14 protein-coding genes and 1 pseudogene are annotated in these 13181 nt (G+C 72.0%); 6 read left to right on the top strand and 9 right to left on the bottom strand.

Going from position 1 to position 13181, the window contains the following annotated elements:
• Positions 1-22 precede the first annotated feature (22 nt).
• From IF00_RS0120465 to IF00_RS0120455, 3 genes and pseudogenes are all read right to left on the bottom strand, one after another.
• Entirely contained in the window at positions 23-658 is a 636-nt protein-coding gene (locus IF00_RS0120465; RefSeq protein ID WP_030320045.1) for an MBL fold metallo-hydrolase, read from the bottom strand.
• Between the two features lie 9 nt (positions 659-667).
• Positions 668-1918: a bifunctional 3-oxoadipate enol-lactonase/4-carboxymuconolactone decarboxylase PcaDC gene (gene pcaDC, locus IF00_RS0120460; protein ID WP_030320042.1), complete on the bottom strand. Its 1251-nt coding sequence runs from the start codon at positions 1916-1918 to the stop codon at positions 668-670.
• A 78-nt stretch (positions 1919-1996) separates the two neighbouring features.
• Positions 1997-2338: pseudogene (locus IF00_RS0120455) on the bottom strand (glycoside hydrolase domain-containing protein); the annotation flags it as partial.
• 105 nt (positions 2339-2443) lie between these two features.
• Between IF00_RS0120455 and IF00_RS0120450 the strand changes: the two are divergent.
• Positions 2444-2638 (top strand): lipopolysaccharide assembly protein LapA domain-containing protein, encoded by a 195-nt coding sequence (locus tag IF00_RS0120450; protein ID WP_245234595.1) that lies wholly within the window; start codon positions 2444-2446, stop codon positions 2636-2638.
• A 43-nt stretch (positions 2639-2681) separates the two neighbouring features.
• Here IF00_RS0120450 and IF00_RS0120445 read toward each other — a convergent pair whose 3' ends face one another.
• The 6 genes from IF00_RS0120445 to rpmG all read right to left on the bottom strand — a co-directional run bounded on the left by IF00_RS0120445 (position 2682) and on the right by rpmG (position 7157).
• The gene (locus tag IF00_RS0120445) at positions 2682-3572 is read right to left on the bottom strand and encodes a YhjD/YihY/BrkB family envelope integrity protein (protein ID WP_037638715.1); all 891 of its coding nucleotides are present in this window, start codon (positions 3570-3572) and stop codon (positions 2682-2684) included.
• A gap of 23 nt (positions 3573-3595) precedes the next feature.
• Entirely contained in the window at positions 3596-4894 is a 1299-nt protein-coding gene (locus tag IF00_RS0120440) for a hypothetical protein (RefSeq protein WP_245234594.1), read from the bottom strand.
• A gap of 177 nt (positions 4895-5071) precedes the next feature.
• Positions 5072-5308: a 30S ribosomal protein S18 gene (rpsR, locus tag IF00_RS0120435; RefSeq protein WP_030320031.1), complete on the bottom strand. Its 237-nt coding sequence runs from the start codon at positions 5306-5308 to the stop codon at positions 5072-5074.
• A gap of 51 nt (positions 5309-5359) precedes the next feature.
• Positions 5360-6511, bottom strand: a complete 1152-nt coding sequence (locus tag IF00_RS0120430) for a CobW family GTP-binding protein (protein ID WP_030320029.1) — start codon at positions 6509-6511, stop codon at positions 5360-5362.
• Positions 6511-6756 (bottom strand): type B 50S ribosomal protein L31, encoded by a 246-nt coding sequence (locus IF00_RS0120425; RefSeq protein ID WP_030320027.1) that lies wholly within the window; start codon positions 6754-6756, stop codon positions 6511-6513. The genes IF00_RS0120430 and IF00_RS0120425 overlap by 1 nt, the downstream gene beginning before the upstream one ends.
• Positions 6757-6992: 236 nt before the next feature.
• Positions 6993-7157 (bottom strand): 50S ribosomal protein L33, encoded by a 165-nt coding sequence (gene rpmG, locus IF00_RS0120420; RefSeq protein WP_030320026.1) that lies wholly within the window; start codon positions 7155-7157, stop codon positions 6993-6995.
• Between the two features lie 79 nt (positions 7158-7236).
• On the opposite strand from rpmG, the gene rpmB reads away from it, so the two are divergent.
• From rpmB to IF00_RS0120390, 5 genes are all read left to right on the top strand, one after another.
• Positions 7237-7473: a 50S ribosomal protein L28 gene (gene rpmB, locus IF00_RS0120415; RefSeq protein ID WP_030320024.1), complete on the top strand. Its 237-nt coding sequence runs from the start codon at positions 7237-7239 to the stop codon at positions 7471-7473.
• Complete coding sequence (gene rpsN / locus IF00_RS0120410) at positions 7473-7778, top strand: 30S ribosomal protein S14 (protein ID WP_030320022.1); 306 nt, start codon at positions 7473-7475, stop codon at positions 7776-7778. Before rpmB ends, rpsN begins: the two co-directional genes overlap by 1 nt.
• Positions 7779-8103: 325 nt before the next feature.
• Positions 8104-8685, top strand: coding sequence for an RNA polymerase sigma factor (locus tag IF00_RS41490; protein ID WP_030320021.1), 582 nt, complete (start codon positions 8104-8106; stop codon positions 8683-8685).
• Between the two features lie 39 nt (positions 8686-8724).
• The gene (locus tag IF00_RS0120395) at positions 8725-9099 is read left to right on the top strand and encodes a hypothetical protein (protein ID WP_030320020.1); all 375 of its coding nucleotides are present in this window, start codon (positions 8725-8727) and stop codon (positions 9097-9099) included.
• 578 nt (positions 9100-9677) lie between these two features.
• The coding region (locus IF00_RS0120390; protein ID WP_425338339.1) for a type I polyketide synthase at positions 9678-13181 on the top strand (3504 nt) is incomplete at its 3' end.

The raw sequence follows: 13181 nt of genomic DNA, 5'->3' as shown, positions 1-13181 counted from the left end.
CGGGGGTGCCCGGCGGACGGGCTCAGAGCTCGGCGGAGGCGCCGGGGGCGAGCCGCCGGTGGTCCGTGCCGCCGAGCGCGCCGATCTGGCGGTCGTAGATGGGCCGCGCGAGGTCCGTGAGCAGGGCGTCGTGGATGTCGTACGCGCGGCGCGGCTCGACCTCGCGCACGTAGTCGATGACCTCGGAGATCTTGTTCCAGGGGGCCATGACGGGGAGCAGCAGCGTGTCCACGGGGTGGTCGGGCACGGTGAGCGCGTCGCCGGGGTGGAAGACGGCGCCGCCGTCGACGAGGTATCCGACGTTGGTGATGCGCGGGATGTCGGGGTGGATCACGGCGTGCAGCTCGCCGTGCACCTGGACGTCGAACCCGGCGGCCGTGAACGTGTCACCGTGCCCGACGGTGTGCACGCGGCCCGGGAAGGCCGCCGAGAGCCGGTCGGCGACGCTGCGCAGCGTCCAGATCTCGGCGGCCGGGTCGGCCTCCAGTGCGGCCCGCAGGTGACCCTCGTCGAAGTGGTCGGGGTGCTCGTGCGTCACGAGCAGGGCGTCGGCCCCGAGGACCGCGTCCTCCTCGGTGAACATGCCGGGGTCGAGGACGAGCGTCCGCCCGTCCTTCTCCAGCCGCACGCACGCGTGGGACTTCTTCGTCAGCTTCACGGGGCCAGGCTACGCCGGGGGCGTCGTCTCCTCCTCGACGACCCGGGCGATGACATGCAGCGCGGTCTCGGCGGCGGGGAAGCCGCAGTACACGCCCGTGTGGAGCACGATTTCGCGGAGCTCCTCGGCGGAGAGGCCGTTGCGGAGGGCCGCGCGGGTGTGGTCGGCGAGGGCCTCCCGGTGGCCTCCGGCGATGAGGGCCGTCAGGGTGACGACGCTCCGGGTGCGCCGGTCGAGGCCGTCCCGGCTCCAGACCTCGCCCCAGGCGTACCGGGTGACGAGGTCCTGGAAGGCGCCGTCGGCGTCTCCGGAGAGGGCCTGGTCGACATGGGCGTCGCCGAGGACCTCGCGCCGCAGCCCGAGCCCCTTCTCGTACGGGTCGGGGCGGCCGGCCCCGGCGGGCTCGGCGTCCGGGACCGGCTCGGCCGCGGGCGCCGGGGCCGCGGGCAGCGGCGGCACGGTCAGGGTGCCGCTGGTGTCCGGGGCCGCACCGGCGAAGTGCTCGATGAGCAGGTCGGTGACGGCTGCGGGCTGCTCGACGGGAGCCAGGTGCGAGGCGCCGGGGACGACGGCGAGCCGGGCGTCGGCGATCCCCGCGACCAGGGTGCGGGCCTCGGCGGGGCCGGTGACCTGGTCCTCCGAGCCGACGAGGACGAGGGCCGGGATGGCGATCCGGTCGAGGGCCTCACGCACGTCGAAGACGGCGAGGGCCTCGCAGGCGGCGATGTAGCAGGCGGGATCGGTCGTCCGGACCATCTGCACGGCCCAGTCCACGATCGCGGGCTGCGCGCCGGCGAACACCGAGGTGAACCACTGCTCGGGCGCGGTGCGGGCCATCGGCTCCAGACCGTTGGCGCGGACGATGACACCGCGCTGGCGGAACTCGTCGGCGCTGCCGAACCGGGGCGAGGTGGCGACCAGGGCGAGGGAGGCGACCCGGTGGGGCGCGCGCAGCGCCAGATCGAGGCCGACGGCGCCGCCGAGGGAACAGCCCGCGTACCCGAAGCGCTGGACGCCGATCGAGTCGAGGGTGGCGAGGAGCCGGTCGCCGAGCTCGGCGACGGAGGTGAAGGGCTCGGCGGGCGCCCCGCCGTGCCCGGGAAGGTCGAAACGGACGACCCGCCAGTCCCGGGTGAGCTCCGGTATCTGCCGGTCCCACATGTGCCATGTGGTGCCCAGCGAGGGGCCCAGGACGAGGACGGGCGCCTGTTCCTGCCCGTCGACACGGTATTGAAGGGTGTTCGGTGATGTCTCGCTCACCCGCTAGACCCTCTCATCTCTCACGCCCGCCCCTTCGACCGGGGGCACGGCTGTCACGGCCGAACCGGTCCGACCAGGTCAGCCGATGACGGCGACCGGGGCGTCCCAGGCGTTGCGGCCGACGGTGATGGTGTGGGCGCCGCGGGTCTCCCTGCTGTCGGCCTTGCAGTGGTGGCCGCGGCTGTGGTCGGTGTACAGCTTCGGATCCCAGGGCCAGTCCCTGGTGTTGGTCCCCTGGCCGTTCCACCGGGCGCACCAGAGGTTTCCCGGCAGGTCCGTGCGGTTCTCGGCGGTGGCGATCGCCTTGGCGCCGGAGCTGCTGAAGCCGAGGCCGGCGCGATAGGTCTTGGCGCGCAGGGTGCTGGTGAAGGAGCGCACGTAGGTCAGGGTGGCGGCGTCGCACGCCTTGTCGGCGATGCCGTCCGATCGACCGGGCGGCACGATCGGCCGATAATGGGATCTATGCGCCAGAAGACCGCAGACACGTCGCACGGCCCCTCGACCTTGACGGTCAAGGGGCGGGACATGCGTGTGCGCACCATCGGTTTCGTGATCCTCGCCGCCCTGGCCATCTGGTTCATCGCGGCCAATACCGGTTCGATCACCGTCAGGCTCTGGATCCCGACGGTCACCCTTCCCCTGTGGATCGTCCTCACCGTCACCCTCCTCGTGGGCATCGTCCTCGGCCTGCTCATCGCCCGGCGCCGCGCACAGCGGTGAAGCGGAGAGGGCGGCACGGCACGCGCTGAAGCGGGTCGGTCCGTCACGGATCCGGCTCGGGCGCGGGTGTCGCGTCTCCGTCCGCCGCCCCGCCCGGCGGGTCGCCCATCGGCCCCAGGTGGTGCGACAGGGGCGGCTCCTGAGCCAGTACCGCTCCGATGGTGAGCGCGAACGTGATCCCCGCGCACACGACGATCAGCCAGGACAGCAGCGTGAGGACGAGGCCGAGGGAGCCGTACTCCCCCAGCGCCCTGTTCAGCGCGGCGGGCATGTACAGCCGGGCCGTCAGGGCCAGGGCGCTCGTCGCCGCGGCCGCCAGGATCGCGCCGGGGAGCAGGTGCAGCCAGGGGACACGTTTGGCCAGCAGCAGATGCTGCGACCACATCCAGATGCCCACGCTCACGAGGAAGAAGACCGGCACCCCGAGCCAGAGGCCCACGCCGAAGCCGTTCCGCAGCGGGCCCTGCACGAGGACCACCAGGAACAGCGCGAGCAGCCACACCACCCACCGCCAGGCCGCGACCCGCGTCTTCGCCTTGGGCAGGGCCCAGGCCCGCTCGCAGACCCTCGCCATGGCCCGGCTGAAGCTGGTCGCGGAGACCAGCGCGATGACCAGACCGACCGCACCGGTCGTCTCCCGCAGCTCCTCGTCGGCGGAGTCGCCCAGGATCTGCTGCAGCTCGACGTCCGAGCGCCCGGTCAGCCCGAACATCGCACGCAGGGATTCCCGCAGCTGGTCGCGTACGGAGGCCGGGGCGAAGGCCGCGACGGCGAACAGCAGCGGTACGGCGGCCAGGAAGGCCTGAGCCGCGAGCCGGGTCCCCGCGTCCAGCAGGCTCCCGCCCAGCAGCCGGCTCGCGATCTCGGTGAGGACGGGCAGCCGCTCCTCCGCCCTCGCGCGCAGTCGCCGCCATCGGGCCGCCCCACGCGCCATCCGGCCTTCTCCGGACATCCGCCCTACGCCCGGAGAGGCGGCGCTTCCTCGTCGGCGTCCACATGCTCCGCCCCGAGGAACCGGACCACCGCGAAGGCGAACAGCAGGGCCAGCGCGAGACCGACGACCACCCAGCCGGTGGGGTGGTCCCACAGGACGTACACGAGGACGGCCAGGGCCACCAGGATCCAGGTGATCCACGTCCGGTACCGGCGGGCGAAGGGACCGACCGGGCCCGTCTTCAGACCGGCCCGGTCCGCCGCGCCACGGGTCGCGTCGATGCCGGAGTTCCACATGCGGCGGACGACGACCGCGGGGCGGCTGGGGCCGGTGAGCCAGGCGGCGAGGGCGACCACCAGGCCCAGGGTCACCACCATGCGGACCGTGGTGCGCAGGAAGTGGATCAGCGCGTCGTAGACGGACCCGGCGGCGGGCTGGGAGACGGTGTCGGGCAGGGCGTTGAGGTAGACCGTACGGAACACGGTCAGAGCGATGCCGAGGACCAGGGCCGCGACGGCGACGCCGATCGCGGAGGCGATCACGGTGCGCCGACGATGGGTGGACAGCAGGACGCCCGCGACCACCAGCAGCACCGCGATCACCGGCAGCCACAGACCCATCACCTGAAGCAGGCGGAACCCGGTCTTGACCTTGCCGATGTCCTCGGACTTGACGACCGTGAAGTCGGTGTGGACCTCCGGGATCTTGGCGGCCACGGTGAGTCCCGCGTCGACGAGCCGTTCCTTCACCCGTTCGATCACGGGTGCGAGGTCGACCGTCACGGTGTCGTTGTTGATCTGTACGGCTCCGTCGCCGCTGCCCGTCAGGGCGCGGACGAGGGCGGTGTGGACGGCCCGGTTGGCATCGGTCCAGACCGTCTCGAAGGCGTCCGACGCGACGACGTCCTGCGCCTTGTCGTGGACGAAGCTGCTGACCGCGCTCTCCAGCGAGCCGCCGAGCTTCCCCAGCGCCTTGGCGAGCAGCGGACGCTGTTCGGGCGCGACCCCCTCCAAGAGGGCCTCCAGGTCGATGTGCTCCATCACCGCGCCGGTGACCCGGTTGGCGACCGCCGCCTGCACGTCCGCGTCGGAGGCGAGCGGGGCGACCGTGGCGACGTACCGGTCGGTGTCGCCGACGATGTCGGAGGTCCACGCGGCGACGATGCCCAGCGGAACGAGGAGGCACCCGATCACGATGAGCACGGCGGCCAGGAACGAGCGGCCTCGATGGCGAGGAGCGGGCCGGGCGGCCGCCTCCCCCTCCAGCGCGGCGACCCGCGCGCGCAACGCGGCCAGTTCGTTCTGATTCTCGTCGTCCGGCACGGGTGCCTCCTCGCGGTGTGCGCCCAGCCAATCCCGCCCGCACGGTTCCGGCCAGACAGGGCGGGACGAACGGGTGAGCACACGGTCGGGCACGCGGCCGGGGAGCAGGGGGATGCCGGACCGTGGCCACGGGTGCTCCCCCCGGTCGGCCCGGCGGGCGGCCCTCCCTCCCGGATCTCACCGGGTGACGTACGGCAGCAGGGCCATCTCCCGGGCGTTCTTGACGGCGGCGGCGAGCTGCCGCTGCTGCTGGGCGGTGACCCGGGTGACACGGCGGCTGCGGATCTTGCCGCGGTCCGAGACGAACGTCCGCAGCAGATCGGTGTCCTTGTAGTCGATGGACGTGATCCCGGCGGCGTCGAGCGGGTTGGGGCGGGACTTCGGAGGCTTGCGGGGTTCCTGGCGGCGGGCCATGAGGATGTCCTTCCGGGGGCAGGAGTTCTGCCGGGTCGAGTCGTTCGTGGGTCAGGCGGCGTCGAGGAGGGAGTCGAAGGCTGCGGGCAGGTGCCTCCAGCCGTCCGGCCCGGACGCGTACTCCTCGTCCGTGAGCAGGCAGGACTCGAGGAGCCGTTCCAGTCCGTCGCGGTCGAGCCCGGGCGAAGTGAAGACGAGGTGCTGACAGCAGTCGCCGTGTTCGGGGTGCCAGTCCAGAGCGGCGGCGGCCCGTCGCATCGGCGGGACCGACTCCCAGGCGGCGTCCGGCAGGGAGGCGAGCCACGGGCCGGCGCTCTCGACGCACAGCGCACCGCCCGCGGCGTCCCAGGCCAGCAGGGTGTCGGGGCGGTCGGCCAGCCAGAACCGGCCACGGCTGCGTGCGGCGGCGCAGCACAGGTCCTCCAGCGCGGCGTACAGCCGCTCGGGATGGAAGGGACGTCGGCGGTGCCAGACGAGGGTCGCGACACCGGCGTCGTCCGCGTCCTGCGGCAGCAGCGCGCACGCGGGGTGCTGAGCCGCGGCGGCGGCCTCGACGTCGAATCCCGCGAAGGCGGCCTCGACCAGATCACCCGAGTCGGCCGCCACCCGGCGGGCGGTGGGGTGCAGCTGGGCGAGCAGCGCACGGTCCTCCTCGTCGGCCTCCCCCTTGTCGACGAGGGCGAGGACAGGCGCGTACTCCAGCTGACGGGCGAAGGTGTCGCCGACGGTGCGCCGGTCGGTGGGAGCGGCCGCCAGGCCGGCTTCGGCGAGGTCGTCGCCGTTGGCGAGGCAGGGCAGCACGAGAGCCGGGTCCACCGCGGTGATCACGTTCGTGAGGACCAGCGCGTCTCCCGCGTGCGCCGCCACGACCTCGGCCATCGCCCTGGGCTCGACCGAGTCCCACAGTTCGACCACGGCGAGCCGGGACCGGCCGGTACCGGCCAGCCGCTCCAGCTCCGGTACGAGGTCCTCGCGCAGCGCGCAGCACGCGCAGTCGTTGACGAGGGGCGTCCCGTCCTCGGACAGGAGCCCGCTCGCGTCGCGGACGAGGCGGCGCACCGTCCCGTCCGGCGCGCCCGTCAGGTCGTGGTGGAGGGCGACGCTGCCGGGAACGGCCCGCAGGAGGCGGTCGACGGCCTCCTTGCGGGCGTCCGAGTGGATCCCGGCGACGATCACGACGGGCAGCCGGGAATCCCGCCCCATCAGCGGGCCCCGTAGCGGCGCTCGAAGCGCTCGACGCGTCCGGCGGTGTCCATCACCCGGGCGGTGCCCGTGTAGAAGGGGTGGCTCACCGAGGAGATCTCGACGTCGACGACCGGGTACGTCCGCCCGTCCTCCCACTCGATCGTCTTCTCGCTGGTGACGGTGGAGCGTGTGAGGAACACGGAGCCGGAGGCGGTGTCGCGGAAGACGACGGGGCCGTAGGCGGGGTGGATGCCGGGCTTCATGGCGGGACCTTTCTTCTGTACGGCGCTGGTGTGCGGCGCTTGTGTGCACCGCTTCTGTACGGCGCTTGTGTGGGGTGCTTGTGGGCGCCGCTTCTGTACGGCGCTTGTGTGGGGTGCTTGTGGACGCCGCTTCTGTACGGCGCGTGCGTGCTCCGCTTCGTACGGCGCTTGTGCGGGGCACCTCTGGCCCGGAACCGCCGCATGCGGTTCCGGGCCGTTCTCCGCGGCGGACGTGCTCAGCGCTCTTCGCGGAAGTCGACGTGGCGGCGGGCCGTCGGGTCGTACTTGCGCAGCACCAGCCGGTCGGGGTCGTTGCGCCGGTTCTTGCGGGTGACGTAGGTGAAGCCGGTGCCCGCGGTGGAGCGCAGCTTGATGACGGGGCGGAGTTCGTTGCGTGCCATGAGGCTAGTATATGGCAACGGTTTTCATTTCCAATAAGCAATGGCCGGCGACGGCCGCAGAGAGAGGCAGGTAACACCCATGTCCGCCCACTGCCAGCTGACCGGCGCCGAGCCCGGCTTCGGCAACGCGATCTCCCACTCCCACCGGCGCACCTCGCGCCGCTTCGACCCGAACGTCCAGCGCAAGCGCTACCGGCTGCCCAGCGAGGGCCGCATCGTCCGGCTGACCCTGAGCGCCCGGGCGATCAGGACGGTGGACGCGATCGGCATCGAGGCGGCCGTGGCCCGGATCCGGGCGCGCGGGGGGAAGGTCTGATGGCGAAGCGGAGCAAGATCGCACGGAACGAGAGGCGCAAGGTGATCGTCGAGCACCACGCCGCCAGGCGGGCCGAGCTGAAGGAGATCGTCCGTCGCCCGTCGTCGACCGCCGAGCAGCGTCTGGCCGCGCGGAAGGAACTCGACCGGCAGCCGCGCGACGCCAGCGCCACCCGGGTCCGCAACCGCGACAGCGTCGACGGCCGGCCCCGCGGCCACCTGCGGAGGTTCGGGCTCTCCCGCGTCCGCACCCGGCAGCAGGCACACGCGGGCTTCCTTCCCGGCGTGACCAAGTCCTCCTGGTAGTCCGCCTGGAGACAGCTGCTCACAAGGCGCTGACCTGGCACGACGCGAGCGCCGTGGACGGTCGCGACCCCCCTGGACGGCCCCCGCGCGGTGCCCGGCAAAAAAAACTTCGGCCGGAGCTGAATCCTCTTGGGGGGTCGCCGTCTCTTATGTGTGTACCGGCCGAACGCGCCGGCGGAACAACAGGAGGAACACAATGGTCACGGCCCTCGTAGTCATCGGAGTCCTGCTCGTGGGCGCGTGCAGCTGGCACCTCATGCGGCGCTACAAGAGCCGAAGCTGACGAGTGCCTGCGCGCGAGGCGCCCGCCGGGTATGAGTAGCACATGAACCAACGTTTCTCCTGGCCGGACGAACGGCTGATCAAGGCCGCTCAGGACGGCGACGTCACGTCGCTCACCACCGTCGTCATGGAATCGCAGCCTCATGTGCGGAAGTTCGCCAAGTCGCTGTGCTCCTCGCCTCAGGACGCCGAGGACGCCGCGCAGGAGGCGCTGATCATCCTCTACCGGAAGATCGGCACCCTGCGGGCCACCGGCGCGCTCGCCTCCTGGATGTTCCGGATCGTGCGCAACGAATGCCTCCGGCAGGTGCGGTTTCTCGTCCATCGCAACGACGAGCCGCCGGCCGAGCCGGAGGCGTCCGCGGAGCCGTCCGCCGAGGAAGCGGTGCTGCACAGGCTGGAAGTGGAGCGGATCGCCGCCGCGGTCGGCGCACTGCCCCGCGACCAGCGGCAGGTCCTGATCATGCGGGACGTCCAGGGTCTGCCCGGCAGGACCGTGGCCCATTCCCTCGGTCTGAGCAACGCCGCGATGAAGTCCCGGCTGCACCGAGCACGCGCGGCGGTACGTCAGTCACTGGAAGCGATCGACCAAGCACCCGAACAGGCCACCGACCAGGCGGCTTGATCGAGCCATCGACCACCCCGTCGGAGGAGAGTCAGGACCGTGAACATCGTGAAGCCCGCACAGGGCGACCAGATCCGGGTCACCACGAAGGCCCCGGCGAACGACATGAACTTCGCCAGCAAGTCCGTCCCGCGCCACCTGGCGCGCGGCGTCATCGGCTTCGGGCTGATCATCGGCTCGATCGCCATGGTGCCCGTCGCCGGTCCGGCGACTCTCCTCGCGGCCCCGCTCGCCCTGATCGCCTTCCGTGGCTGCCCCACCTGCTGGATGGTCGGCCTGGCGCAGACGATCTCGCGCGGCCGGCTGGAGCGCCAGTGCGTGGACGGTGTCTGCACCCTCACCAAGGCGGACCCGGCGGCGAAGGCCGCGGGCGAGCCGGCGGCCGACGGAAACATTCCGGCCGCTTCCCGGTGACCGGTCCACGGTCGAACCGTGGATCCTGCCCCGCACACGCCCGCCCCGCCGGCTTCCCCGTGGTCTCGGCCCCAGGGTTTCCGGACTTCCGGCCCGGCTGATTCTCGCCCTTGTCGAGCGACCTGGGTGAGGTCGCCGGGCCGGGAGGCATGGGGCGCCGGAGGACACGCCGTTCTCCGACGGCATACGTCTTCCGAGGCGAGAAAGCGCGTGCTGCACAAGTACGCGCTGTTTCTGCGTGGTTAACTGTGCGGTTACGCGAGACGGGTCCTCGATGCCGGTCCCCCCGATTACCGGCATATTGATTCTTGGACCAACTCCCGCGCCCTGGCCATTGGTTTACGGAGCGCCGACTCGATGCTAGGGTCCAAATTGAGATTGAGTCAGGCTGGGCCGCCGAGTCGGCCGTGCCGTTGATCGTGCTTCACGGGGGGAGCAAGAACATCATGATCCGCCATGCCCAAATTCAGGCGGCAGCAACGCCATCAGACAGCGCGGTACGAGGCCCTTCAGGCGGTGCGGCGGAAATGCGGGGACCGACGGTCCAGAATGGACCGTCGCTGCAGGTTCCGGAGGGCATCGACGACCGGACGGTCGCCGTCGTCGGGCTTTCCTGCCGCTTTCCCGGCGGAGCGAACCCCGCCGAATTCTGGGAACTTCTCAGGAACGGCCGCGACGCCATAGCCGAGCCGCCCGCAGATCGCGCACACCTTGCCTCCATGGCCGACGGGTCGCCGCGCCCCGGTGGTTTTCTGCCCAGGGTCGACACCTTCGATGCAGAGTTCTTCGGAATTTCCCCGCGCGAAGCAGCCGCGATGGACCCGCAGCAGCGACTCGTCCTCGAACTCGCCTGGGAGGCGCTCGAGGACTCCGGCATCGTTCCGGCCACCCTCGCCGACACCGCCACCGGTGTCTTCATGGGCGCTATCGCCGACGACTACGCGGCCGTCACGCACGCGGCCGGCCCCGACGCCACCTCCGCGCACACCGTGACAGGGCTGCACCGGGGCATCATCGCCAACCGGGTCTCGTACGTCCTCGGGCTGCAGGGCCCCAGCATGGTGGTCGACACCGCACAGTCATCCGCGCTGGTCGCGGTACATCTGGCCTGCGAGAGCCTGCGTCGCGGCGAGTCCGTCGTGGCCCTCGCCGGCGGCGTCAACCTCAACCTCGCGCCGGAGAGCACCCACGCCCTGGCCGCCTTCGGCAGCCTCTCGCCCGACGGCCGATGTTACGCACTCGACGCCCGGGCGAACGGCTACGTCCGGGGCGAGGGCGGCGGCGTGGTGGCGCTGAAGCTCCTCAGCCGGGCACTGGCCGACGGGGACCGCATCCACTGTGTGCTGCACGGCGGGGCCGTCGGCAGCGACGGCGCGAGCGACACCCTTCCCACCCCGAACGGAAAAGCCCAGGAACGCGTCATACGCGATGCCTGGGATAACGCGCGAATACCGCTGGAACAAGCACAGTACGTAGAAATACACGGATCGGGCACCCGGGTCGGCGACCCCATCGAAGCATCTGCTCTGGGCGCTGTTTTCGCCTCCTCCCGTTCTCCGGAGAATCCCCTCAGGCTCGGATCCGTCAAGACCAATATCGGCCACCTCGAAGGCGCGTCGGGCATCGCGGGACTCGTCAAGACGATTCTCTGCCTCGCCGAGCGGGAACTCGTACCGACCCTGAACTACGAGACGCCGAATCCGCAGATTCCTTTCGCCGATCTTCGGCTCTCCGCCGCCACCGAAACCGGACCATGGCCGAATCCCGACGGGCCGCTCGTCGCCGGTGTGACATCGGTCGGCATGGGCGGAACCAACTGCCATCTGGTGCTCGGCTCGTGGCCGGAGGACACCGCTTCGGCCATCGATATCACGCCACATCAGCGGGACGATTCGGATCGTTCCGAATCCCTCGCCTGGGTGCTTTCCGGACGCGGTGACAAGGCGCTGCGCGCCCAGGCTGCGCGCTTACGCGAATATCTCGCCGCGCGCCAGGACTTCGGTGCCGCCGAGATCGCCCGGGCCCTCGCGCACGACCGGACCGCCTTCGGCCACCGGGCCGTCCTGGTCGGCGCCGACCGGAACGAGCTGCTGGCCGCCCTGGACGCGGTCGCCGACGCCGGCGTCCATCGGGGCGCGGTCGAGGGCAGCAGCCACCAGGCCGTCCGCGAGGCCGTGTTCGTCTTCCCCGGCCAGGGTTCCCAGTGGGCCGGCATGGCCGCCGAACTCCTCGACAGCTCCCCCGACTTCGCCCGCGTCGTCGAGGACTGCGAGCGCGCGATGCGCCCGTACCGCGACTGGTCGCTGACCGATGTGCTGCGCGGCCGCCCCGGCGCCCCGGCCCTCGATCGCGACGACGTCGTGCAGCCCGCGCTGTGGGCCGTGATGGTCGCTCTGGCGGCGCTGTGGCGCGCGGCGGGTGTCGAACCGGCCGCGGTCGTCGGCCACTCGCAGGGCGAGATCGCCGCCGCCACCGTCAGCGGCGCCCTCACCCTGGACGACGCGGCCCGGCTGGTCGCCGTACGAAGCGCCGCCCTCGGCGCGCTGGCCGGACGCGGCGGCGGCATGCTCACCGTGGCGCTGCCCGCCGACCGGGTACGCGAAGACCTCGTGGCACACCCCGGCTTGAGCGTCGCCGCCGTCAACTCGCCCGGCATGACCGTGGTCGCCGGTGACGGGACCGCCCTGGACGCCCTGGCCGCCCAGTACGGCGAGGACGTCCGCACCCGGCGGGTGCCGGTCGCGTACGCCTCGCACAGCCCGCACGTCGACGCCGTACGCGACACGCTGCCGGCGGAGCTGGCCGGAATCGCACCGCGCACGGGAACCGTGCCGCTGCACTCGACCGTGACCGCCACCGCGCTCGACGGGTCCGAGCTGGACGTCGACTACTGGTACCGCAACCTGCGGGAACCCGTGCAGTTCGAGCCCGCCGTCCGCGCGCTGCTCGACGCGGGGCACGAGCTGTTCATCGAGATGAGCCCGCACCCGGTACTCGCGCTCGCCGTCCAGCAGACCGCGGAGTCCGCGGACCTGCCGGTCGCCGCGCTGGGCACCCTGCGCCGTGACGAGGGCGGCCCGCAGCGGCTGCTGCTCGCGTTCGGCGAGGCGTTCTGCCACGGCGCGGACGTGGACTGGTCCGCCGTCCTGCCCTCCGGCGGCACGCGCGCCGAGCTGCCGACGTACGCCTTCCAGCGGCGCCGTCACTGGATCGCCGGGCACTCCGACATCGCTCCCGCACTGCCGTCGGCCGGCACCGCGCCGACGCCGGCGGCCTCCGTTCGGGCCGCCGAGGACACCGAGGACGCGCAGGACGTCGAACGGACCCGCTCGCTGACCGGCCCTGCCGCCCTGGAGCTGGTGCGGGCGCACACCGCCGCAGTGCTCCGCTACGACTCCGCCGCCGAGATCGAGCCGCGGCGGACGTTCAGGGAGCTGGGCATCGACTCGGTGATGGTCGTCGAGCTGCGCAACCGGCTCGTCGCCGCCACCGGGCGCAAGCTCCCCTCGACCGTGGTGTACGACCACCCGAGCCCCGCCGCCCTGGCCGCGGTGCTGGCCGACGGGCAGCACGACGCGGCGGCCCCCGAGGACCGGGCCGGCCAGGACGACGATCCGATCGTGATCGTCGGCATGGGCTGCCGTTTCCCGGGCGGAGTGGACTCGCCCGAGGCGCTGTGGCAGGTCGTCGCCGAGCAGCGCGACGTCATCTCGGGCTTCCCCGCGGACCGGGGCTGGGACCTCGACGGTCTCTACCACCCCGACCCCGCCCATGTGGGCACTACCTACGTACGCAACGGTGGCTTCCTGAAGAGCGCGGCGGAGTTCGACGCCGAACTGTTCGGGATCTCGCCGCGTGAGGCGCTGGCGATGGACCCGCAGCAGCGCGCTTTCCTCGAAACCTGCTGGGAGGCGCTGGAGCGGGCCGGGATCGCCCCGGACTCCCTGCGCGGCACCCAGGCGGGCGTGTTCGCCGGTGTGATGGCCCAGGAGTACGGTCCGCGGCTCGGTGAGGCGGGGGCGGGTGCGGCCGGCTTCGGTCTGACGGGCACCACGTCGAGCGTGGCCTCGGGCCGGGTCGCC

The organism is Streptomyces flavochromogenes (genome assembly GCF_000717595.1).
Lineage (GTDB): Bacteria > Actinomycetota > Actinomycetes > Streptomycetales > Streptomycetaceae > Streptomyces > Streptomyces flavochromogenes.
This window is presented reverse-complemented; position numbering and strand designations above follow the sequence as displayed.

What these genes read in the sequence shown, in the direction of transcription:
- IF00_RS0120425 (WP_030320027.1), bottom strand. Translation starts at nt 6,756, where the DNA reads ATGAAGCCCGGCATCCACCCCGCCTACGGCCCCGTCGTCTTCCGCGAC.
- rpmB (WP_030320024.1), top strand. Translation starts at nt 7,237, where the DNA reads ATGTCCGCCCACTGCCAGCTGACCGGCGCCGAGCCCGGCTTCGGCAAC.
- rpsR (WP_030320031.1), bottom strand. Translation starts at nt 5,308, where the DNA reads ATGGCCCGCCGCCAGGAACCCCGCAAGCCTCCGAAGTCCCGCCCCAAC.
- rpsN (WP_030320022.1), top strand. Translation starts at nt 7,473, where the DNA reads ATGGCGAAGCGGAGCAAGATCGCACGGAACGAGAGGCGCAAGGTGATC.
- IF00_RS0120430 (WP_030320029.1), bottom strand. Translation starts at nt 6,511, where the DNA reads ATGGGGCGGGATTCCCGGCTGCCCGTCGTGATCGTCGCCGGGATCCAC.
- IF00_RS41490 (WP_030320021.1), top strand. Translation starts at nt 8,104, where the DNA reads ATGAACCAACGTTTCTCCTGGCCGGACGAACGGCTGATCAAGGCCGCT.
- rpmG (WP_030320026.1), bottom strand. Translation starts at nt 7,157, where the DNA reads ATGGCACGCAACGAACTCCGCCCCGTCATCAAGCTGCGCTCCACCGCG.
- IF00_RS0120450 (WP_245234595.1), top strand. Translation starts at nt 2,444, where the DNA reads ATGCGTGTGCGCACCATCGGTTTCGTGATCCTCGCCGCCCTGGCCATC.
- IF00_RS0120445 (WP_037638715.1), bottom strand. Translation starts at nt 3,572, where the DNA reads ATGGCGCGTGGGGCGGCCCGATGGCGGCGACTGCGCGCGAGGGCGGAG.